Below are 20095 nucleotides of genomic sequence, written 5' to 3'. Positions count from 1 at the left end.
CAGCGCAGCGCGAATCGAGAGCGCGATCAAAGCGCCACCCCTTCATCGCCGATCAGCTTTTCGAGCAGCCAGATCAGCGCGAAGTCGATCGCGACGATGAATACGGCGAAACAGAACACGGTCGGATCGAGCGACGACACCGTGCGGCTGTAAAGCCACACCGGCAGCGTCATCGTGTCGATGCCGTACAGGAAGAAGGTCACCGTGAATTCGTTGAACGAGACGATGAACGCGAACAGCATGCCGGCGAGAATGCCGGGACGCATCAGCGGCAGGATCACGTCGATCAGCGCGCGAGTCGGGCTTGCGCCCATCACGCAGGCGGCTTCTTCGAACTCCGGGCCGATCGAGGCCACCGACGCCGCGCAATTTTTCACCGTGAACGGCAGCGCCAGAATCACGTGCGCGATGATCAGACGGAATACGCCGAGTTCAATTGGCAGCACGTTGAACACCAGCAGCAGCGACAGACCGAGCATCACCAGCGGATAGACGAGCGGTAACGCCACCAGTTGTTCAACCGCCGGTTTGCCGCGAAAACGGTAGCGGCTCAGCGCGTAGGCGGCGGGCACCGAGACGAGCGTGGCGATGAGCATCGTCGAGAGCGCGACGATCAGGCTTGTGCTGAGCGCGGCGCCCATCGAGAGGGAGTCGCTCGCGTCCGGCGAGACGAAGCTATGCCATGCCGCGCGGTACCAGTGCAGGCCGTAGGCGTGCGGCGGGAATTCGAGCGTATCGGCTGCGCTGAACGACATCGTGATCATCGTCAGGATCGGCAGCGCGGCGAGAAACAGCACGATGGCCGCGAGTAGCGCGGTGGCCTTGCCGAGCTGGCCGGGCATGGTGGTCGGCAAACGTGGCAAACGCGGCAGGCGTGGCGAACGTGGTGAGCGCGGCGGGTGCGTCAGGGGAGTCTGGATCGGCGTGCTCATGCGTGAGGCTCCTCGGCGAGACGTTGCGTGCGGCGCACGAGGCGCTGGGACAGCGCCATCACGGTGAGCGTCGCGACCATCAATACGACGCCCGATGCGGACGCGGCCGGCCAGTTCAGCAGGGGCGCGACCTGGTCGTGGACCAGCACGGCGAGCATCGGCACACGGCGTCCACCGAGCAGCAGGGGCACGGCGAAGGCGCTGGCGTTGTACGCGAACACGAGCAACGCGCCGGACACGAGCCCCGGCATGGCAAGCGGCAGCAACACATGACGCAGCGTCTGCCAGCGCGTCGCACCGAGCGTGGCCGCAGCTTCTTCATACGAACTCGAGACCGCGCGCATCGCACTCGACAACGGCAGCACGGCGAGCGGAAACGCCGTCTGAATCAGGCCGAGCAACACGCCGTGTTCGCGATACAGCCACATCACCGGACGGTCGACGAGGCCACTGCCGAGCAGCGCGTGATTGAGCAGGCCGGCCGGCCCGAGAATGATCAGCCAGCCATAGCCTTGCAGCAGCAGATTGACGAGCAAAGGCAGCAGCACGCCTGCGAGCAACAGCCGCCGCGCCAGCCGCGACTTGGTGCGCGCCATCGCCAGCGCGACGGGAATCGCCAGCAGCACGGCGCAGACCATGCTTTGAAATGCGAGCTTCAACGTGAGCCACAGCGACTTCAGGAAATAACCGTCGAGCAGATCGGCGTAGTTCTGCAACGTGAAGCCGTGCCATTCATTGCCTTGGGTGCCGAAGCTCATGCGCAGCACGACGAGCGCGGCCGCACCGAGTATGGCGAGAAACAGCAGGATGGGCGCGAGCAGAAGCCAGGGGCGCGCTTTCGCGAGCGCGGAAGACGCCTGCTCGTCCGGTGCGCGGGATGCGGCGCCGGGCGAGCCGGAAGCCGCGCCCGGCGCATCGGGTGACGCATCACCTGACGTAGACGAAGCACGCCGCGAAAAGCGCGCGAGCATCGCGGTCATGCCGAGAAAATTTCGGTGTAGCGCTTGATCCACGCCGGCTGCACGACGGCGAGCGCCTTGTCGTCATGCAGGATCGCTTTCTCGGCGATCTGCTGCGGGCTCGGCACGAAGGCGCGGCTCTCGGCGGGAATCACCGCTTTCGAATTGACCGGGCCGTTCAGCACGTCGGCAGCCATGCGGCCTTGCACGCCGGCATCGAGCGAATGGTTGATAAAGGCGTGGATCAGATCGCTGTCGGCGGGATGCGCCTTCGGGATCACCGTGAACATCAGCTGCGTGGCGAAGCCTTCCTTCATGCCGTAGGTCACGCCCATCTTGTACTCGGGCTTGCGAATCTGGTCGGGGAAAAAAGCCGGCGAATAGATCCCGCCGATATCGAGCGAACCCGTGCGGAACAGATCGGCCACCTGGTTCGGGTTCTCGCCCAGCGTCATCACGTGATCTTTCAACTGTATCAGCTTCTTGAAGCCCGGCTCGATGTTCTGCTGCGAGCCGCCATTCATTTTCGCGGCGATGATCGCGAGGTCCACCGCTTCGGCCCATTCGGGCGGCGGCAGAAACAGGCGTCCGGCGTACTTCGGGTCCCACAGGGCTTCGTACGAAGACGGCGCCGTCTTGACCGTCGACGTGTTGTAGATCAACCCGTCCGACCACAACAGATAACCGATGCCAAAGCCGTTCGCGCCCGTGCGATATTGCGGCGCGACTTCCTTCAGGTTCGGCAGCTTGTCGAGATCGGGTTTCATCAGCAGACCGGCATCGCCGAGACCCGCCGCGCCGACGCCGGCCAGCGTGATGACGTCGTATGTGGGGCGATCGCCCGCGGCCTTGACCTTGGCGACCATGCCGGAGGTGCCGTCGGCGCGGTCGGCGATCACCTTCGCGCCGGTCTTCGCCGTGAACGTGGCGGCGATGTTACGCAAGGCGGCGGCGCCGGTGTCGTCCGACCAGGTCAGCAAGCGCAATGTCTTGCCGGAAAAGTTGTGCTCCTGTGCCCGCACGTTGATGAACGGCATCGGCAAGGTGGAAGCCGCGAGTGCGGCGCCGATCGTTTTGATGGCCTGCCTTCTACCCCGTTTGATCTCTTGCATGGCGGTCTCCTGTGTTGAACGCCTGTTGCGTGGTGATATTCGCTTTGACCGCTGCCGCTGCATCGCCCATTCGCGCTGCCTGTCGTACCCAACCCCATGTACCCAACCCCACGCGATACCGGATGTGTCGCGTGTTGATGCACTCTAGGTTTGCCAAAATCCTCCAACAAACGAAATATGCGCATGGAGCGCATGACGGAATCTCATGGCCTGGTTGTCGTGCGACGCTAGCGGCGGTTTTGCTGCGATCCGTGGGAACGCCAATCCAGTGGCGTATCGGGGTTAACATCCATGATTTTTTTGCGCGGGCGGGCTGGCGGGAGGTATGAGGAAAGCTCGGTTCTGGTGCGGTATCCGGCGGGTATTGCCCCGAGTTGGTGCGAGCGAATGGGTTCAGACCGGAATTGACAGACAGGTCATGAGCGGAATGCATGCCTATTTGCCCGCGTACAACGCGTGCGTATCATTCTGATCGCGTATCCTGTCGCCTCAAGGGGCGTGATGGCATGCAACGCTGCACGCCCGGGCAATGATTTTTCCTGATCCTGGACTACCCTGATGCGACGTCTCCCGCCGCTCAATGCGCTGCAGATTTTCGAAACCGTCGCGCGGCATCGCAGCTTCACGCGCGCCGCCGACCACCTATGTCTGACGCAGGGCGCGGTCAGCCGGCAAATCATCGCGCTCGAGGACTATTACAAGTTTCCGCTTTTCAAACGCCACGCGAAAGGCCTGACGCTGACCGCCGAAGGCGAATTGCTGCTGCCGGCCGTGAAGGAGAGCTTCGCGCGTATCGAAGAGATATCGCTGCGTCTCACGCGTCAGCGCACCGATCTCGCGCTGAAAGTGCCGACCTGCGTGATGCGCTGGATGTTGCCGAAGATCATGCGTTTCCAGTCCGAGTATCCCGAGCTGCACGTCCAGATCACCACCACCTGGCAGCACGACGTCGACTTCCAGCTCGAGCCGTTCGACGCCGCGATCATCTATGGATCGTCACCGGGCGCGGATGTGCAGGCGGTGCCGTTATTCGAGGAGCGTTTGACGCCGGTGTGCGCGCCGGATCTGCTGAAAGACAAACCGTTGGACTCGGTGGCGGACCTGGCGCGCCACACGCTGCTGCATCCGACGCGCGATCATCGCGACTGGAAGATGTGGCTCGCCAAGGTGACCGAGGCCGATGCCGCGAATGCACAGGGCGTCGACGCCGAACATGGCCCGAGCTTCGACACGCTCGACATGGCGACCAACGCCGCGTTGCAGGGCTTCGGCGTCGCCATCAGCGATCTTGCCCTGATCGACGAAGACGTCGCGGCCAAGCGTCTCGTGCGGCCATTCGATACGGTGCTCAAGACCGGCTGGCGCTATTACTTCGTGTATCCGGACTCAGTCGCGCATCAGCAGAAGCTGAATCTGTTTCGCGACTGGATTGCGGAGCATTGGGAGGAGTAGGCGGGAGTCGGCTGTTTGCGCAGCGCGCGGCCCCTGCCTGGGTGATGCCCGGAGTCACGGCGCGAAGGATAGAAACAGATACGCCGCGAACAGTGACAGATGCACGGCGCCTTGCAGGATCGTCGTGCGTCCGGTGCTCAGCGTCAGGGTGCCGACCACCAGCGTGAGCATCAGCAGCACGGTTTCCTTGCCGTCGATACCGAGTATGAGCGGCTGACCGGTCCACAAAAACACGGCGGCGACGGTCGGAATGGTCAGCCCGATACTGGCGAGCGCCGAGCCGAGCGCGAGATTCAGGCTGTTCTGCAAACGGTCGGCGCGCGCCGCGCGCACGGCGGCAAGTCCTTCAGGCAACAGCACCAGCGCGGCGATGATAATGCCGACCACCGCCGGCGGCGCGCCCGCGTTCTTCACGGCGGTTTCGACCACGGGCGAGAGCACCTTGGCCAGCAGCACGACGGCGACCAGGCACACCACCAGCAAGCCGCCGCTGGCCAGCGCAACGCCGACACTCGGCGGAGCGGCATGGACGTCCTCGTCGGGGACGCCGGCAAGAAAGTAGTCGCGATGCCGCACGGTCTGGACGAACACGAACACCCCGTACAGCACCAGCGACGACATCCCCGCGAACGCCAGTTGCGACGACGACAGAAGCGGGCCGGCGCTAGTCGTCGTGTAGTTCGGCATGACCAGCGTCAACACGGACAACGACGCGAGCACCGCCAGCGCGGCCGCCGCGCCGCGACTCTGAAAATCCTGCTCGCGATGCCGGATGCCGCCCACCAGCAGGCAAATGCCCACGATCCCGTTGCAGACGATCATCACGGCGGCGAATACGGTGTCGCGCGCAAGCCCGGCCTTTTCCGGACCGGACGTCAGCATGACCGAAACGATCAGCGCGACCTCGATCACCGTGACGGCCACCGCCAGCACCAGCGTGCCAAACGGCTCGCCGACCCGATGCGCGACCACTTCCGCGTGATGCACCGCGGTGAACACCGCTGCGCACAGCGCGACCCCGATCAGCGCGAGCAGCAGCCCGTTGCCCGGCAGGGCATACGCAACACCCAGCACGATCCAGGCGACGAAGGGCGCGGCGATGGTCCAACGGGGCAAAACGGTCGCGGGCGTGGTCATTCAGGGCTTCCTTTCATTGCGTGTTCTGGTTACTTGTATTGGACCGGTGCGACGCACGCGGACGAGCGCCAATGAGCGCCGATGAGACCCGAGGGCGAGCGCGAATGCTAAACCTTCCTGTCAATAACACGCTCTAACATATTAAATTATAAAGGATAATTAATAACGATCGAGGCACCGTCATTTCACGCTTCGGATTATGCCGACGCCGTGGCGAAAGCAGCCGGACAGGCAACGGCTGTTCTGAATCTGAAGGAGTGTGACGCGGGATCGCGCGGAGAATGCAGCGCGTTTTCGAGGGATGAAACGTCATCAGACCACCACCGCCGGGCTGACAGCTTCAGGGAAAGAACCGGATGTTTGGGTCCGGGCGCACCGTTTCGTGATGAAGCGATGCGCCCAGGTGCAGCGTTACAGCTAAAGCCGACCGCCGTGGCGGTTTACTGACCGACCGGACGGATCGACAGGGCGTTCTTGACCGACGTCACGCCCGGCACGGCTTGCGCGGCCTGGGTTGCCAGGTCGACTTGCGGCTGCTCAGGCACGGTGCCGGCCAGCGTCACTGCGCCGCTACGCGCGCGCACAGTGATGTTGGTCACGCTCAGGCCCTTGGTTTTCGACAGTGCGCCGCGCACTTTGCGTCCCAGTGCACGGTCCGCCTGCTTGACCGACTTGGCGCTAGGCGCGGACGAAGCAGCCGCCGGAGCCGCAGCGTCGCTGCTTTGCGCGTAGGCGTTGATGGATGCCAGAACGATCAGCGCACCGCCGACCATCTTGATTGCCTGGAATGCTTTCATTCAATTCTCTCCTTTTGTCATGAATACGACGGCCCACGGATGGGGCCGGTGTAGTGCACCAGCGGGTACTTCGGGATCAAATCTGGATGGTACGTTGCTGCGGGTCGTGCGATTTCTTGCAAACTGTAAGTTGATCAGGCACGTCTAAACGCACGCATGCCGGCAAGGGCTGTGCTGCAGGCCGGAAACACACGATACTCCAATTAGTGCCATGGTGAATGCGACGGTGCCAGGAAGTGAGGTTTTGGTACAACGAATGGGCCGATGAAGGCAGGCTGATGGCGCGCTACCGCTTGGTGCGGCGCGGGTTGCACGTCCGTTGGAGCGTCTGCTGCGCTGCCACGTCGCACATTGATCGAACCCTGCGCCCAGGCGCCTAACGACCCCCGGTCCGGATCGCATGCCAATTCAGCCGCTGTCTATTCTCCCCTTATCTCGTGACGATTTGCCGCTCGATACCGTCGCGCTGGCGCGTTTCATGATCGGCAAATATCTGGTGCACGATCTTCCTGAAGGCCGTATCAGCGGGCGGATCGTCGAAACCGAGGCGTATCCGCTCGGCGATTCGACCAGTCATGCGTTTCAGGGCCGCCGCGCGTATAACGGCTCGATGTTTCTCGCCCCCGGCCACGCTTATGTCCGGCTCACCTACGGGCTTTCATACATGCTGAATATGTCCGCCGAAGCGGAAGAGGTCGGCGCCGGCATTCTGCTGCGCGCCGTCGAGCCGCTGGAAGGCTTGCCCCTGATGGAAGCGCGGCGGCCAGGCGTGCCGCTGCGCGATCTCGCACGTGGTCCAGGCAGGCTCACCGTCGCCTTAGGCATCGATCAGTCGTTCGACGGCCGCGATCTTTGCACCGGGCGCGGCCTGTGGATCGGCGTGATCGAGATCGGCGACGTACCGATTGGCGTGACGACGCGAATTGGCTTGTCGCGCGAGATGCATCGGCCGTTAAGATTTTTCGAACCGGGCAGCGCGTTCGTCAGTGGGCCGCGAAAATTGCTGCTCCCGCCTCATGCCGGCGCGTTGTCGGGTGCGCAAATCTGACCATTGGCAACAGGCAATACGGAAAAATATGCTCAGCGGCGGGCGCATTGTCGAAATATCAGACAGAAAGGTTACGATCCCGACAATTATTACGGTAATGCGACGACATTGATGATGCGCAGCGGTAAATTTCGCCACATTCTTGCGATTTAAACAATTATCTATCTCGCAATTAAGGGTTTTCCCGTGATGATCGGGTGACTAGACTGAAATCACTCGCTTCTCACATGGTGTGGCAAGCGAAGCAAAAAAACCAGGTCTGGAGGTAAATCATCATGAAATCGCTCATCAAGGCAATCGCCATTGCAGCTGTTCTCGCCGCCCCGGTCGCTTCGTTCGCTCAATCGAGCGACCAGCCCGTGACCCGCGCGGAAGTCCGCAGTCAGTTGATCCAGCTTGAACAAGCGGGTTACAACCCGGCCGCCAGCAACGACACGAACTATCCGGGCGACATTCAAGCCGCCGAACGCCGTGTGCAGGCGCAGAACCCGGCCGTCGCGCAGACGCAGGAACCGGTCGCGGATACCAGTGGGTATGGTGGCGCGGTGAGCGGGTCGTCACAAGCGGGTGGCGTCGTGCAGCCGATGTCCGGCCCGAAGTCGGTTTATTTCGGTAACTAAGTTCGATGGCGGCCAGCGGGTCCCGCCGGCCCAATTAACCTGATCGAAACGGAACGTGCGCGACGCGGTTGAGCGCACGTTCTGCGATCAGCAGGCAGTCAGCGCGTTGATGCGGGTAGGGAAATGCGCGCTTTATGCGATGCGCATCGAGGAATGGTGTGCGTCGCCGTCTCACCACCATGCGGCTGTTTGTGATTGTTCATGCCGCCAGCCTGACCATGCCGCCGCGCCGCACCTGCTCGCGGTCCACAATTCAGGAACCTCCGCTGCCGCAAGGTAGCTTCGCCCAACCTTTTTCAAGGATTGGGCTTTTTTTGCTCCCTATTTCAACAGGATACGACGCCGCGAACGGCGGCGCGGCGGCGATAGGCTGCGAACTTCAGGGCCGCTCGCCGTGAATATAGAACTCGAGTTGCTGAATCGTGAATTGCTGCTCGGCGATGATGTTCTTCACCAAGTCACCGATCGATACCATGCCCACCAGCCGATCGTTTTCGATTACCGGCAAGTGGCGCATGCGCCGTTCGGTCATGAGGGCCATGCAATCGTCGGTGGTCTGGTCGGGACGGACAAAGCGCACGGCTTTGCTCATGATGTCGCGCACCGGCGTAGCCTTCGACGAACGGTCCATCAGGACGACTTTGCGCGCATAATCGCGCTCCGTAATGATTCCGGCGATGCTGTCGCCGTCCGTCACGACCAGTGCGCCGATACCTTTTTCGGCCATCAGCTTGATCGCCTCGTAGACGGAATCGTCGGCCCCGATGGTGAAGACGACGGTGTTGTTCGGTTTCGTTTTAAGAAGTTGTGCAACGCTTGTCATGGAGCGGCTCCGTTTCGCAGTGCAGCACGCCGATGCGGCGCGCTGTCGTGAGGGACAGGCCATTCCAGTATAGGCGCGACGCGCGCCCGAAGTACCTCGGGAATACCTGTGGCGTGCGCTGCGTTCAGTCTGATCTGGCGCGCGCGAGCGGCGCGCGGCCACAGCGGTTCCTTGTGCGGCGCATGGACATCCGGGTGCGTTGCGCCGATTAGCGGTAAACTCCCAGTCCATACCTTATCCCCGGGTTGATCGGGTTCATGTCAGCACCATTGTCCAACGCCATGCTCACGTCTCACGATCCGTCGCAAGCAGCAGACGGCGCAACCAGCGGCGAATGCGTCGTTCTCGACGCTACCGCCACGCTTCCCACGCGCTACGGCACGTTTACCTCCTACGTGTTTCGCGTGGCCGAAAGCGGCGCCGAACATCTCGCGCTCGTGATGGGCGACGTCGCCAACAAGTCGTCCGTGTTGACGCGTCTGCACTCCGAGTGTCTGACGGGCGACGTGCTCGGCTCGTATCGCTGCGATTGCGGCGAACAACTCGACCTGGCGCTGCGCTATATCGCGGCTGAAGGCTGTGGCGTGCTGCTGTATCTGCGCGGTCACGAAGGGCGCGGCATTGGCCTGTCGAACAAGATTCGCGCGTATGCGTTGCAGGAACAGGGCCGCGACACCGTCGAGGCCAATCTCGATCTCGGCTTGCCCGACGACTCGCGCGAATACGATTCGGCGGCGGGCATTTTGCGCACGCTTAAGGTCACCTCGGTGCGCCTGATGAGCAACAATCCGGAGAAATTCGACACGCTGTCGAAGCATGGCATTCCGGTATGCGAGCGGGTCGCGCTGGCGATTCCGATGCGCGAGGAAAACGAGCGCTATATCCGCACCAAACAGTTGAAGTTTGGTCACTACTTTGATGAAAACGAATAACCGGCGCAGGGGTGTCGGCCGCCTTTTGCAAACGGCGGCCGGCGTTGCGGCGGCGGTTTCGTCAAGGTGACGCGGCGTTGTCGCGCCGGTTTCGTCAAAGCAGTGCGGCTTTATCGCGGCAGGTTTTCGCGGTATTGACGACGCCGCGGCGCAGGTCTTCAGCGTATTTTCGGCGTGGCTTAGGTGTGTCGGGCCGAGCTGGGTGGGGCCCGCCGAATCGATTCGAACCGCGGCGGATCAGAACAAGCCGAAGTCGTCGTTGCTATCGGGAATTGCGTTGAGCACGTCCCGAAGCGCTTGCCAGCCTGTCAGTCCCGCAAGACTTGCCCGAATCGCCATCCGGTAGCGTGCGCTCGTGCTCGCGCGCGTCCGCGAGATTCGACGCGCCACGCTCTTCCGCGATTCCATCGATGCGCGCAGCAAAGGGCAGGTATGCATGCTATTTCTCCTGTTGCGCCCGCCGTTTAGCGGGCTTCGTCCGCGGCATGTGCTGTTGCTGTTGACGTTGCCGCGACGCGCGCCAGGATCGACGCAAACACGTCCGCTAGCGCGGTCGTGCCGAAGCGCCGCTCGCTGATCTCCCTTTCGACGTCGATACGGCCCGCGTTGTGCGCGTCGTACAGATCCGTGATGAGCCGCGCGTGGTGCTCGCCGAGTCCCGCGCCATGGAGCATGGCGGCCCATTCGCCGCGTGGCACTTCGTGGGCCGTGATCTGACGGTGCGTCAATGCACCGAGCGTGTGGGCAACATCCAAAGCGCTGACGCGCGTTTCACCTTCGATACTCACTATCCGTGGCGACACCTTCGCCGGTCTGTCGTCGAGCAACAGTTCGGCGGCCAGCAGTCCGACGTCCTGGGCGGCGACCGTCGGAAACAGCTTGTTCAACGGGTGATGCAGACTCGGCAGCACGCCCCTCGCGAGCGCGATCGGCAGCACGCGACCCCAGTTGTGCATGTGTTCCGCTGAACGCAGAAACGTCAACTGTGAGGCAATGGGCGCGAGTTTCGTTTCGAGGCTGTGAAACAGCGTCGTGATGCCGGTGCCGCTCGCGTGTTCCGCGCCGTAGTCGGACAGCGCGAGCACGCGTTGCGGCGGGTTGGCGCGCAATGCGTCCGCGCTCACGTCGATCATGCGGCGCATCGTGATTGCAGGGTCGGCGTCCGCGTGCGGCACTGGACACAATACCTGGACAGCGTATGCGCCTTCGATCGCGCGTGCGACCGAAGCGGGATCGAGCAGATCAGCGATGGCGATTTCACAGCCGATTTCCGCCAGCACGTCGCCTTGCTTACTGTGGCGCACGACCGCGCGCACTTCATGGCCCGCCCGGCGCAACGCCGCCGCGCTCACTCTGCCTACATTGCCTGCTGCTCCGAAGATCACAAACACGTCGAACTCCTTGCTGGGTCGCTATGTCGCCATCATAGGGAGACGTGGATCGGGAAACGCGCGGGCACGGATCGTCGTGCGCAGATTCGGATGATTGTTTTTCCTTGTGGCGACGCAGCATTGCTATCGAGGCGGTGCAAGCCAAGCGAAGGAGTGAAAAACGCAGCACAATGCACACACATTGGCCGCCATCTACGAGGGGAAACAATGAATGCCGTGACACCGATACCGCAGCCGCACAGCGGTTCCCGCATCGCGCTGCTCTCGAGCAAGTCGCTCGGCTGGCGAGGCTTCGGCGCGGAGCTGGTGAATGTGTCGGCGGGGCTGCACCGGATTCCCGCGCTCAAGCATCATCGCGTGGGCGTGCATGTCGGCGCGCCGGTCAAGGCGCGTTGCATGTGCAATGAGCGCCGTTACTCGCGGATTCAGGCGCATGGCGACGCGGATGTGATTCCCGCCGGCGTCGACGGGCAGTGGACCGATGAGGCCGCCTGCACGATTTTCAGCGTGTGGATCGGCGAGGATTTCGCGCAGCGGACTGTCGAGCAGTTGGAATTGAAGACGAGCGAAGCCCGGCTGCGTCCGCAGTTCCAGATGCGCGACCCGCGCTTTCAGCATCTGGCCTGGGCGTTGCGTGCGGAACTCGAAGCGGACGATGCGTCCGATCCGCTTTACGCCGAAAGCCTGTGTACGGCGATGGTGGTGCGATTGATCGGCAGCGCGCCGGTGCTCGACAGGCTCGAGAACAAGCGCCGCACGCTTGCGCCGAAGACCGCCGCTCGCGTGATCGAGTTTATTGAAGCGCACCTCGATCAGCGCCTCACGCTTGACGAACTGGCGGCGCACGCCGAACTGAGTGTCCCGCATTTCAAGGTGCTGTTTCGCGAAACGCTCGGTATGCCGGTGCATCAGTATGTGGTGCAGCGACGCGTGGAGCGGGCTAGAGCGCTATTGCTTCAAGGCAGGCTGAGCGCGAGTCAGATCGCACTGGAGACGGGCTTTGCGCATCAGAGTCATATGGCGCATTGGATGGGGCGCTTGTTGGGCGTCACGCCGCGAGAGTTAGTCAAGTCAAGTGCGAATGCAGGCCGCATTGTCGACCTCGATGCTTTCAATGCCCGCCGCATCGCAACACCGCGCTAAACCTTCAAAACGCACTGCAGCATAAACAGTTTGGAGTTCCTGCTCTATTGCCCTCAATCGATTTGTATAGCTAAATACGCGGACTTCGCAACCGGAGGCCGTCACATGTCGAAATCGAAGGGTTCTCGCATCGTCGCCTGGGCGATCGCGGCTGTTGTCGCCAATGCGCCGCTCGCCGCGCTTCTCACCCTCGCCACACCGGTTGCCATCGATCGCGCCGTTGCCGCGACCTCAACCACCCGTGCCGACGATTACGCGGCAACCCGCTATCCGATCATCCTCGTCCACGGCCTTACCGGGACCGATAAATATCTCGGCGTGCTCGACTACTGGTACGGTATTCAGTCGGACCTCCAGCAGCACGGCGCAACCGTTTATGTGGCGAACCTGTCAGGCTTTCAGAGCGACGACGGTCCGAACGGCCGCGGTGAACAATTGCTTGCCTACGTGAAGCAGGTTCTGGCCGCAACCGGCGCGCAGAAGGTGAACCTCATCGGCCACAGCCAGGGCGGCTTGACCTCCCGCTATGTCGCGGCGGTAGCGCCGGAGCTCGTTGCTTCGGTCACGACGATCGGCACGCCGCATCGCGGTTCGGAGTTCGCCGACTTCGTGCAGGACGCGTTGCAAAAAGACCCGACTGGTCTTTCGACACCGATTATCGGCGCGTTTGCGAATATATTCGGCATCCTGACGAGTAGCAATCACAACACCAATCAGAATGCAGTCGCCGCATTGCAAACGCTGACCACCGCTAACGCAGCGGCCTACAACTTGCGTTATCCGAGCGCCGGCCTCGGCGCCCCAGGCTCCTGCCAAACCGGCGCGGCGACTGAAACCGTCAACGGCAATACGCATCTGTTGTACTCGTGGGCGGGCAGTGCGATTCAACCGACCTCGATACTCGGCATTTCTGGCGCCACCGACACCAGCGTCGCCCCCATCGATTCCGCCAACCTCCTTGATCCGTCGACACTCGTGCTGTACGGCACCGGCTCGATCATGCTGAGCCGACAGTCAGGGCAGAACGATGGACTCGTCTCGGTGTGCAGCGCGCTCTATGGCAAGGTGCTCGGCACCAGCTATAAGTGGAATCATCTCGACGAGATCAACCAGTTGCTCGGCGTGCGTGGTGCAAATGCAGCGGATCCGGTGGCAGTGATTCGCACGCAGGCAAACCGGCTGAAGACACAAGGCGTGTGAAGGGATGCGGCGATTGGCGCGGCAGCGGGGGAGTGCGCGGAGTCAGTGGCTGGTTTTCGTGGTGGTGGGCGCGATGTCGGCAGGCGCCGCGCTATGGCTGAACCGCCCGCCTTCTGCGCATGATGCGTCAGCGCTGCATGCGACGAACGCAGCGAATTCTGCGCAACCCGTGCTCGCTTCGGGCAAGAACGTGGCCGCCGACGCGTCGATGGCCGGCGCATTACCCGCTTCGCTCGACGGGTCGTCGCCACCGCATCTGCCAACCGACGGCCACGGCCACCTCGCACGTACGCGTGCGGTCCGCGATTTCTTCGATTATTTCCTGACGGCGCAAAATGAAATCCCGGCCGCAACGCTCGACGCATTAGTGCGCCGGCAGATTGCCGCACAACTCGACGGCACGCCGGCCGTGGACGAAGCGGTGAGCGTCTGGCAACGCTACAACACTTATCGCACGGCGCTCGACCAACTGCCGCAAACCTCGCCAATCCCAAGCCCGAGTGGCGCAAAACTGGACTTCGACGCGCTGCAACTCTCGCTCGACCAGCGCGATGCCTTAGGTGCCCGGCTAATGGGCGAGTGGAACGAGCCGTTCTTCGGCGCCGAATCGCAGCGGCAACATACGGATCTGGCGCGTTTGCGCATCGCGTCAGATGGCTCGTTGAGCGCCGCGGAAAAAGACGCGCGTCTCGCCACGCTAGACGCGGCACTGCCGCCGGAAACACGCGCGGCCCATGAACGGGAACGCCAGCAGCAGGCCGCGCTCGATGCCATCAGTCAGGCGCAGAAACAGGGTGGGTCGCTCGATACGATGCGTGCGCAGATCACGCAGACGCTTGGGCCTGAAGCGGCGCAACGCGTCGTGCAGATGCAGCAGGCCGATGACGCCTGGCAGGCCCGCTACGCGGACTATTCGAGCCAGCGTGCGCAGATCGACAAACAGGATGTGCCGCCTCAGCAACGCGACGCGCAGATCGCGCAGTTGCGCCAGCAGTTCTTCGCCAATCCGAGCGACGCGATGCGCGCGGCGTCGCTCGATCGCGGCAGCGGGTCAGCACATTGAACCCGCTATCGCGACGTGGCGCGGTATCTCAACCCGGCGCGGCGCCCGTCAACTGCGAGTACACGTCATGCGACAGTTGCAACAGCAGCTTGCGATCGATCCCGCCTGACACTGCATATCCAAAGTCGCCGTCGACCCAGTAGAACACGTTCACCGGTCCATCCTGATACAGCTTGAACGCGGTGGTATTCGAATTCACCTGACGGTGCGAAATGCACAGCGTCACGCGTTCGCCGTTCGGCCCGCGATACATGAACTGCGCGGTCGGTCCATCGGCGCCCGGCAACAGGCGGCCGCCCGAGAGGTTGAAACCGCTCCGCGAGAGCATCGGCGGATGCACATTGGTGCCGAGCCGGTTGGACAGCCATTGCACGAAATCCTGTTCGTGATCCGCGGTCATTTCAGCCGGACGGTCGACGGCGGGCATATAGACGACATGCGCCACCGCGGCTTGCCGTGCGAACATTTCCGAACTGTCCGCACTGACCGGGCGGGTGTCCGAGTGGCCGGCGACCGGCGCTATGACGTCCTGTCCCATGTGCGTGCCCACGCCGATGCCCACGCCTAACACCAGCGCCGCCGCCATCCCGGCGAACTGCGGCCAGTTGGCGGCAATGCGCCAGCGGCGCCCGCTGGCAAGCGGCGTCTGCAGACGTTTGGGCACGGGCTCGCTCAGCACGCGGTCATAGCGGTCATGAAACATGTTGTTCAGCGCGAAATAGTCGCTGACGCGTGTGGCCAACTCGGGGTTCTGTTCGAGCGCGCGCTCCACCGCGACGCGTCGTTCGTCGGACAGCGTGCCGTCCACGTAGGCGTGCAGGTCTTCTTCGCCGATCGGCGTGTGTTGGTCGCTCATCGCACCACCTGTAATTTTGCACCGGGCTGCGTGCCCGCCATCAATGCCCGAAGCCGTTCGCGTCCGCGTGAAAGGCGCGACATCACCGTGCCGATCGGGATGTTCAGCGCGAGCGCGACATCGGCATAGCTCATTTCCTCGAGACCGACCAGCAGCACGACTTCGCGCTGCTCCATCGGCAGACGCTGCAACGCGTAGTCGAGGTCGCGCATTTCCAGCGAACGGGTCTGATCGGATGGCACGGCAAATTCGCTTTCGTGGACGCTGTCGTCGTCGACCGCCACGTGGACCGCGCGCGCCGACGCCTTGCGCGCCTGATTGGCGAACACGTTATGCATGATCGTGAACAGCCACGCACGCAGGTCGGTGCCGGGCTGGAACATGCCAGTGCGGCCGAGCGCGCGTTCGAGCGTGTCCTGCACCAGATCGTCGGCGAGATCGCGGTTGTTGATCAGCGCTCGCGCATAGCGCCGCAAGCGCGGCACATGCTCCATCAACTCGTCACGGACATCCATTTTTCATCCCAGTCGTGGGGCTTCTCGTGGGGCGCCGGGTAGGCGGCCATCGATTGAACCGCCACGCGCACTCGAGATACAAACACGCGTGGACGCATTTTATTCCGTTGTTTTTGTTGCATTGCGAAAAAACTGGCAAGGCCTTACCGCATGGTCATCACATCGGCGGCGCGCATCAGGCCGTGGGTGCGGGCGTCGCCGGCGACCACGAAGCGCTGCCATTCCGCCGTCCAGGTCAAGAGCCTGATCTCGCCGATGCGCAGGGCGACCCACTGCGGCTGGGCCGGCGCCAGTAGTGCCAGCGTGGAAATCAGCACGACGGGGCGGTTGTCGCCGTTCAGATAGATGAATTCGGTGGCGCGTTGGAACGGTCCGAGCGATAGAACCCTTTGGTCCACGAGCCGCAATCCGATCGCCGCGAGATTGGGCGCGGACACGTCGGTTCGCGTCGGCGAGGCAGTGGAATACGATGCGGCGGCGGTTTCCGCCAACGCCATCACAGCGGCATTGTTGAGTGCCTGACGGGAGACCTCGGTGGCGGCAAGCCAGCCGCTTGCCGCCACCAGCGTCAGAATGAGCACGCCGAGCACGTTGAGCGTTTTGCCACGACGTTTCGCGGCCTTCAGCCGGTCGAGTGCGCCGCGCCATCCTTCGGCGCGAGTCGAAACGGGTTCGTCAGTTGTCTGGAAGGCCTGTTGCATCTGCGCATTGAGCCGGCCGTAAAAGGCCACGCGGCGCGCTTCGGCCGGATCTTTCCCCAGATAGTCCTGCAGAAACGCAGCGCGTTCCGGCGTCAGCGTGCCATCGGCGTAGGCCTGAATGTCAGCTTCGGAAAGCGGCGAATCGGAGGGCGGGGGGCTTGAGTTCATGATGTCGGCATGGGTCGGATTTCAGCTATCGAGTGGCGAACACATGCAAGTGTCGGTTTATTCCATGGATTTGGCACGCCATTTTCGCCGCCGTCATCACACTGCCTGGACATTGCTGAACGGCGAGCAAACCCGTTTGCATGCTGCTTTATTCCGCGCTCGGGATATGTTTTTCCTGAAGTGAAAACGCAGGAATAAAAACCGGCAGCGCGTGGTTTTCCCTCATGCGAACCCGCACAACACTCTCTGGAGTTCATCATGAAGAAGATCGCTTTTGCCGCATTGTCCCTCGTCGTTCTCGCCGCTTCATCGAGCGCATTTGCAGAAGGCAAGACACGTGCTCAGGTCTACCAGGAATTGATCGAAGCCCAACAGAACGGCCTTAACTATGTGACCGACGCATCGTATCCGGATGTGAGTCCCGTATTCGCACAGCAGGTCGAGCGCAACAAGGAAGCATTCGCCGCCCAGGCGGCCGCCGCGAGCCACGTCGCGAGCGGCAGTATGGCGACAGGCGGCGTCAATTGAGGAAAGCGATATCTGGCGCGAATCACGAACGGACGCGCCGGATATCGAATGGAATAGATCGCCGAATCGGGTGTTAGCCGGTAAGTGCGTCTTTCCGAAAGAAGGAGTTGTCGTGACAAAACCATCCGTTCCTAACGCTGGACCTATATGTGTGCCATGCCGGCTCGCCGCGATCGGCGCGGTCGTGCTGGTCATGGCAGGCGGTTTCGCCTACGTGGCCGGCTGGCTCACGCCACAGCGCCTGACCCCGCATCGTGTCATCAATGCCTTCGAAACCGACAACGGCAGCCATCCGGGCTTTCGCCGCAATCATGCGAAAGGCGTGTGCGTGTCCGGCTATTTCGACAGCAACGGCAATGCCGCGGCCCTCTCGAGCGCGAGCGTATTTGCGCCGGGGCAAACGCCGGTGATCGGCCGTTTCGCGATTCCAGGCGGCAATCCGTCTGCGCCCGATACCAGCGTGCCGATCCGTAGTCTCGCCTTGATGTTCACACAGCATGATGGCGAACAGTGGCGCACCGGCATGAACTCGGTGCCCGTGTTCCCAGTTCATACGCCCGAGCAGTTCTATCAACAACTCGTCGCCGCGAAACCCGATCCGGCCACCGGTAAGCCCAACCCCGCAGCGCTCAAGGCGTTCTACGCAGCCAATCCGGAAACGCAGCCGTTTCAGGCATGGGTCAAGGGGCATGCGCCGTCGTCCAGTTTCGCCAACGGGTCGTACTACAGCGTGAATGCCTTCCGCTTTGTGGACGCCAATGGCGAGGCCCGTGCCGTGCGCTGGGCAATGGTCCCGGAAACACCATTTGCACCGATCACCGATGCACAAAAGAACGAGAAGAACTTCCTCCAGGCCGATCTCGCCCAGCGGCTGCAAGACGGTCCACTGCGCTGGCATCTGATCGTGACGGTGGCCGCACCCGGCGATCCCGTCAACGACGCCACGCTGCAATGGCCTGCCGGCCGCCAGCAGGTGGATGCGGGCATGCTCGTGATCGAACACGAGACCTCGCAGGACGACGGTCCATGCGGCGATGTCAACTTCGATCCCACGGTGCTGCCAACCGGTATCCAGCCTTCGGACGATCCGTTGCTCGCGGCGCGTTCTGCAGCCTATTCGCTTTCGTACAACCGGCGCACTCGCGAAGAAGCGCTCAACCCCAATCTGCACCACCCACAGCCGAACGGAGGCCGGTCATGACGTCGACGCATGCACATTTCAGCCCGCTACAGAGACTGCTGCATTGGACGATGGCCTTGCTGATTCTCACGATGCTGTTCGTCGGGATCGGTATGGTCGCGACGGTTTCTCATGCGCACGATACATTGATCGCACTTCACCGTCCGCTCGGCATTGCGATACTGCTGCTGGTGCTGCTGCGTATTGGCGTGCGGCTCAAGCGCGGCAGCCCGCCGCTGCCGGACGATATGCCGGCGCTGCAGCGTGGCGTCGCCAAACTGTCGCATCGGGTGCTGTATGCGCTGATGCTGGCGATGCCGCTGATCGGCTGGTCGATGCTGTCGGCTGCGGGTTACCCGGTTACGCTGTTCGGCACGATCCATTTGCCGCCGATCGTACCGCACGACGTTCGGCTCTATGCCTTGCTGCGTGCCTTGCACACGTATCTGGCGCTTGCATTATTTCTGACCGTGCTGGGTCATCTCGCCGCTGCGCTGTTTCACGGCTTGATCCGCCGCGATGGGGTGTTTTCGAGCATGGCGCGCGGCGCACGCCGGGCATGAAGGATGCGCCGCCCCCGTCTTTCCGGCGAGGACGGCGCAGTGTCGTAGGGCAGGGGCGGACCCTGCTGATCGACCTTGACGGGGTGTTAGCGGAACACCACGGTTCGATGTCCGTTGAGGATCACCCGATGCTCGAGATGCCACTTGACCGCCCGCGACAGGGCGACACATTCCACGTCGCGTCCGATCATCGTCAGCTCGTCGGGATCCATGGCGTGATCCACGCGTTCAACCGCCTGTTCGATGATCGGTCCTTCGTCGAGATCGGTCGTCACGTAATGCGCCGTTGCGCCGATCAGTTTCACGCCGCGGTCGTAAGCCTGATAGTACGGCTTGGCGCCCTTGAAGCTTGGCAGAAACGAATGGTGAATGTTGATCGCGCGGCCGGCTAGCTTCTCGCACAGGTCCGCCGATAACACCTGCATGTAGCGCGCAAGCACCACCAGATCAATTGCATGTTCTTCTACCACCTCCCAGATCTTCGTTTCTTGCGCGGCCTTCGCCGCAGGTGTCGACTGCAGGAGCGGGAAATGATGGAACGGAATGTTGTAGCTCGCGGCTAACTGATAGAAATCCTTGTGATTCGACACAATCGCGGGAATTTCGATGTTCAGTTGTCCGGTGCGATAGCGGAACAACAGATCGTTCAGACAATGTCCGATCTTCGACACCATCAGCAGGACGCGCGGTTTGTGCGATGCGTCGGCGATCTGCCATTGCATGTCCAGGCGTTGTGCGAGCGGTTCGAACTGCTTGCGCAGATCGTCGCAGATCGCGCCGCCGCCACCGGCTTGCAACTGAAAATGGGTGCGCATGAAAAAGCGCTCGGTGCGGCGGTCGCCGAACTGCGCGGAGTCGACGATATTCGCGCCGCTTTCGAGCAACGCGGCCGAAACGGCGTGCACGATACCCGGCTGATCGGGACACGACAGCTTCAGGATGTAGCTGTTTTCAAGGTGTGGCATGAGCGGTTCC

Annotated in this window: 23 protein-coding genes; 11 read left to right on the top strand and 12 right to left on the bottom strand. The window is 62.4% G+C overall.

What is annotated here, in order from left to right:
• Nucleotides 1-26: 26 nt before the first annotated feature.
• From PQQ95_RS26670 to PQQ95_RS26660, 3 genes are read right to left on the bottom strand one after another with little or no spacing between them, the layout of a single operon-like run.
• Entirely contained in the window at nt 27-932 is a 906-nt protein-coding gene (locus PQQ95_RS26670; protein WP_408442717.1) for an ABC transporter permease, read from the bottom strand.
• Complete coding sequence (locus PQQ95_RS26665) at nt 929-1903, bottom strand: ABC transporter permease (protein ID WP_408442810.1); 975 nt, start codon at nt 1901-1903, stop codon at nt 929-931. Before PQQ95_RS26665 ends, PQQ95_RS26670 begins: the two co-directional genes overlap by 4 nt.
• A gap of 5 nt (nt 1904-1908) precedes the next feature.
• Nucleotides 1909-3003, bottom strand: a complete 1095-nt coding sequence (locus PQQ95_RS26660) for an ABC transporter substrate-binding protein (protein ID WP_408442714.1) — start codon at nt 3001-3003, stop codon at nt 1909-1911.
• A gap of 558 nt (nt 3004-3561) precedes the next feature.
• Here PQQ95_RS26660 and PQQ95_RS26655 point away from each other — a divergent pair.
• Nucleotides 3562-4455, top strand: coding sequence for a LysR substrate-binding domain-containing protein (locus PQQ95_RS26655; RefSeq protein WP_408442711.1), 894 nt, complete (start codon nt 3562-3564; stop codon nt 4453-4455).
• 54 nt (nt 4456-4509) lie between these two features.
• Here the strand turns inward: PQQ95_RS26655 and PQQ95_RS26650 are convergent, their stop codons facing one another.
• Nucleotides 4510-5592 (bottom strand): calcium:cation antiporter, encoded by a 1083-nt coding sequence (locus PQQ95_RS26650; RefSeq protein WP_408442708.1) that lies wholly within the window; start codon nt 5590-5592, stop codon nt 4510-4512.
• Between the two features lie 440 nt (nt 5593-6032).
• Nucleotides 6033-6389, bottom strand: a complete 357-nt coding sequence (locus tag PQQ95_RS26645) for a BON domain-containing protein (protein ID WP_408442706.1) — start codon at nt 6387-6389, stop codon at nt 6033-6035.
• A 400-nt stretch (nt 6390-6789) separates the two neighbouring features.
• Between PQQ95_RS26645 and PQQ95_RS26640 the strand changes: the two genes are divergently transcribed.
• Nucleotides 6790-7437, top strand: a complete 648-nt coding sequence (locus tag PQQ95_RS26640) for a DNA-3-methyladenine glycosylase (protein WP_408442703.1) — start codon at nt 6790-6792, stop codon at nt 7435-7437.
• 275 nt (nt 7438-7712) lie between these two features.
• Nucleotides 7713-8057, top strand: a complete 345-nt coding sequence (locus tag PQQ95_RS26635; protein WP_408442701.1) for a DUF4148 domain-containing protein — start codon at nt 7713-7715, stop codon at nt 8055-8057.
• A 379-nt stretch (nt 8058-8436) separates the two neighbouring features.
• On the opposite strand, the gene PQQ95_RS26630 is transcribed toward PQQ95_RS26635, so the two are convergent.
• On the bottom strand, nt 8437-8880 hold the full coding sequence (locus tag PQQ95_RS26630) for a CBS domain-containing protein (protein ID WP_408442699.1): 444 nt from the start codon (nt 8878-8880) through the stop codon (nt 8437-8439).
• A gap of 281 nt (nt 8881-9161) precedes the next feature.
• On the opposite strand from PQQ95_RS26630, the gene ribA reads away from it, so the two are divergent.
• Nucleotides 9162-9812, top strand: a complete 651-nt coding sequence (gene ribA, locus PQQ95_RS26625; protein WP_408442807.1) for a GTP cyclohydrolase II — start codon at nt 9162-9164, stop codon at nt 9810-9812.
• Between the two features lie 237 nt (nt 9813-10049).
• Here the strand turns inward: ribA and PQQ95_RS26620 are convergent, their stop codons facing one another.
• Together PQQ95_RS26620 and PQQ95_RS26615 are read right to left on the bottom strand one after the other, a co-directional pair.
• Complete coding sequence (locus PQQ95_RS26620; protein ID WP_408442697.1) at nt 10050-10250, bottom strand: hypothetical protein; 201 nt, start codon at nt 10248-10250, stop codon at nt 10050-10052.
• A 26-nt stretch (nt 10251-10276) separates the two neighbouring features.
• The gene (locus tag PQQ95_RS26615; protein WP_408442694.1) at nt 10277-11203 is read right to left on the bottom strand and encodes an NAD(P)H-binding protein; all 927 of its coding nucleotides are present in this window, start codon (nt 11201-11203) and stop codon (nt 10277-10279) included.
• Nucleotides 11204-11410: 207 nt separating this feature from the next.
• Between PQQ95_RS26615 and PQQ95_RS26610 the strand changes: the two genes are divergently transcribed.
• The 3 genes from PQQ95_RS26610 (at nt 11411) to PQQ95_RS26600 (ending at nt 14609) form a co-directional block, all read left to right on the top strand.
• Nucleotides 11411-12346 carry an AraC family transcriptional regulator gene (locus PQQ95_RS26610; RefSeq protein WP_408442692.1) on the top strand — a complete coding sequence of 312 codons (936 nt, stop codon included), beginning with the start codon at nt 11411-11413 and terminating at the stop codon, nt 12344-12346.
• A 105-nt stretch (nt 12347-12451) separates the two neighbouring features.
• On the top strand, nt 12452-13546 hold the full coding sequence (locus PQQ95_RS26605) for a triacylglycerol lipase (protein WP_408442690.1): 1095 nt from the start codon (nt 12452-12454) through the stop codon (nt 13544-13546).
• A gap of 4 nt (nt 13547-13550) precedes the next feature.
• Complete coding sequence (locus tag PQQ95_RS26600; protein ID WP_408442687.1) at nt 13551-14609, top strand: lipase secretion chaperone; 1059 nt, start codon at nt 13551-13553, stop codon at nt 14607-14609.
• Nucleotides 14610-14637: 28 nt separating this feature from the next.
• On the opposite strand, the gene PQQ95_RS26595 is transcribed toward PQQ95_RS26600, so the two are convergent.
• The 3 genes from PQQ95_RS26595 to PQQ95_RS26585 all read right to left on the bottom strand — a co-directional run bounded on the left by PQQ95_RS26595 (nt 14638) and on the right by PQQ95_RS26585 (nt 16849).
• On the bottom strand, nt 14638-15465 hold the full coding sequence (locus tag PQQ95_RS26595) for an anti-sigma factor family protein (protein ID WP_408442684.1): 828 nt from the start codon (nt 15463-15465) through the stop codon (nt 14638-14640).
• Nucleotides 15462-15980, bottom strand: coding sequence for a sigma-70 family RNA polymerase sigma factor (locus PQQ95_RS26590; protein ID WP_054036380.1), 519 nt, complete (start codon nt 15978-15980; stop codon nt 15462-15464). Before PQQ95_RS26590 ends, PQQ95_RS26595 begins: the two co-directional genes overlap by 4 nt.
• A gap of 143 nt (nt 15981-16123) precedes the next feature.
• Nucleotides 16124-16849: an anti-sigma factor family protein gene (locus tag PQQ95_RS26585; RefSeq protein ID WP_408442681.1), complete on the bottom strand. Its 726-nt coding sequence runs from the start codon at nt 16847-16849 to the stop codon at nt 16124-16126.
• A gap of 43 nt (nt 16850-16892) precedes the next feature.
• On the opposite strand from PQQ95_RS26585, the gene PQQ95_RS26580 reads away from it, so the two are divergent.
• The 4 genes from PQQ95_RS26580 (at nt 16893) to PQQ95_RS26565 (ending at nt 19120) form a co-directional block, all read left to right on the top strand.
• Entirely contained in the window at nt 16893-17033 is a 141-nt protein-coding gene (locus tag PQQ95_RS26580) for a hypothetical protein (RefSeq protein WP_408442678.1), read from the top strand.
• Between the two features lie 74 nt (nt 17034-17107).
• Nucleotides 17108-17377, top strand: a complete 270-nt coding sequence (locus tag PQQ95_RS26575; RefSeq protein WP_408442676.1) for a DUF4148 domain-containing protein — start codon at nt 17108-17110, stop codon at nt 17375-17377.
• 112 nt (nt 17378-17489) lie between these two features.
• Nucleotides 17490-18578, top strand: coding sequence for a catalase family peroxidase (locus tag PQQ95_RS26570; RefSeq protein WP_408442673.1), 1089 nt, complete (start codon nt 17490-17492; stop codon nt 18576-18578).
• Nucleotides 18575-19120, top strand: coding sequence for a cytochrome b (locus PQQ95_RS26565; protein WP_408442670.1), 546 nt, complete (start codon nt 18575-18577; stop codon nt 19118-19120). Before PQQ95_RS26570 ends, PQQ95_RS26565 begins: the two co-directional genes overlap by 4 nt.
• Nucleotides 19121-19206: 86 nt before the next feature.
• Here PQQ95_RS26565 and purU read toward each other — a convergent pair whose 3' ends face one another.
• A complete protein-coding gene (gene purU / locus PQQ95_RS26560; protein ID WP_408442667.1) occupies nt 19207-20085 on the bottom strand; it encodes a formyltetrahydrofolate deformylase in 879 nt (292 codons plus the stop codon).
• Nucleotides 20086-20095: the final 10 nt, after the last annotated feature.

The sequence above is a fragment of the Paraburkholderia caffeinilytica genome, assembly GCF_046030355.1.
Classification (GTDB): domain Bacteria; phylum Pseudomonadota; class Gammaproteobacteria; order Burkholderiales; family Burkholderiaceae; genus Paraburkholderia; species Paraburkholderia caffeinilytica_B.
This window is presented reverse-complemented; position numbering and strand designations above follow the sequence as displayed.

Excerpts from the sequence above, each read along its gene's own strand:
- PQQ95_RS26620 (WP_408442697.1), bottom strand. The coding sequence starts at position 10,250 with ATGCATACCTGCCCTTTGCTGCGCGCATCGATGGAATCGCGGAAGAGC.
- ribA (WP_408442807.1), top strand. The coding sequence starts at position 9,162 with ATGCTCACGTCTCACGATCCGTCGCAAGCAGCAGACGGCGCAACCAGC.
- PQQ95_RS26650 (WP_408442708.1), bottom strand. The coding sequence starts at position 5,592 with ATGACCACGCCCGCGACCGTTTTGCCCCGTTGGACCATCGCCGCGCCC.
- PQQ95_RS26610 (WP_408442692.1), top strand. The coding sequence starts at position 11,411 with ATGAATGCCGTGACACCGATACCGCAGCCGCACAGCGGTTCCCGCATC.
- PQQ95_RS26590 (WP_054036380.1), bottom strand. The coding sequence starts at position 15,980 with ATGGATGTCCGTGACGAGTTGATGGAGCATGTGCCGCGCTTGCGGCGC.
- PQQ95_RS26655 (WP_408442711.1), top strand. The coding sequence starts at position 3,562 with ATGCGACGTCTCCCGCCGCTCAATGCGCTGCAGATTTTCGAAACCGTC.
- PQQ95_RS26635 (WP_408442701.1), top strand. The coding sequence starts at position 7,713 with ATGAAATCGCTCATCAAGGCAATCGCCATTGCAGCTGTTCTCGCCGCC.
- PQQ95_RS26565 (WP_408442670.1), top strand. The coding sequence starts at position 18,575 with ATGACGTCGACGCATGCACATTTCAGCCCGCTACAGAGACTGCTGCAT.
- PQQ95_RS26575 (WP_408442676.1), top strand. The coding sequence starts at position 17,108 with ATGAAGAAGATCGCTTTTGCCGCATTGTCCCTCGTCGTTCTCGCCGCT.
- PQQ95_RS26585 (WP_408442681.1), bottom strand. The coding sequence starts at position 16,849 with ATGAACTCAAGCCCCCCGCCCTCCGATTCGCCGCTTTCCGAAGCTGAC.
- PQQ95_RS26660 (WP_408442714.1), bottom strand. The coding sequence starts at position 3,003 with ATGCAAGAGATCAAACGGGGTAGAAGGCAGGCCATCAAAACGATCGGC.
- PQQ95_RS26605 (WP_408442690.1), top strand. The coding sequence starts at position 12,452 with ATGTCGAAATCGAAGGGTTCTCGCATCGTCGCCTGGGCGATCGCGGCT.
- PQQ95_RS26665 (WP_408442810.1), bottom strand. The coding sequence starts at position 1,903 with ATGCTCGCGCGCTTTTCGCGGCGTGCTTCGTCTACGTCAGGTGATGCG.
- PQQ95_RS26630 (WP_408442699.1), bottom strand. The coding sequence starts at position 8,880 with ATGACAAGCGTTGCACAACTTCTTAAAACGAAACCGAACAACACCGTC.
- PQQ95_RS26640 (WP_408442703.1), top strand. The coding sequence starts at position 6,790 with ATGCCAATTCAGCCGCTGTCTATTCTCCCCTTATCTCGTGACGATTTG.
- PQQ95_RS26600 (WP_408442687.1), top strand. The coding sequence starts at position 13,551 with ATGCGGCGATTGGCGCGGCAGCGGGGGAGTGCGCGGAGTCAGTGGCTG.
- PQQ95_RS26645 (WP_408442706.1), bottom strand. The coding sequence starts at position 6,389 with ATGAAAGCATTCCAGGCAATCAAGATGGTCGGCGGTGCGCTGATCGTT.
- PQQ95_RS26580 (WP_408442678.1), top strand. The coding sequence starts at position 16,893 with ATGCAAGTGTCGGTTTATTCCATGGATTTGGCACGCCATTTTCGCCGC.
- purU (WP_408442667.1), bottom strand. The coding sequence starts at position 20,085 with ATGCCACACCTTGAAAACAGCTACATCCTGAAGCTGTCGTGTCCCGAT.
- PQQ95_RS26670 (WP_408442717.1), bottom strand. The coding sequence starts at position 932 with ATGAGCACGCCGATCCAGACTCCCCTGACGCACCCGCCGCGCTCACCA.
- PQQ95_RS26595 (WP_408442684.1), bottom strand. The coding sequence starts at position 15,465 with ATGAGCGACCAACACACGCCGATCGGCGAAGAAGACCTGCACGCCTAC.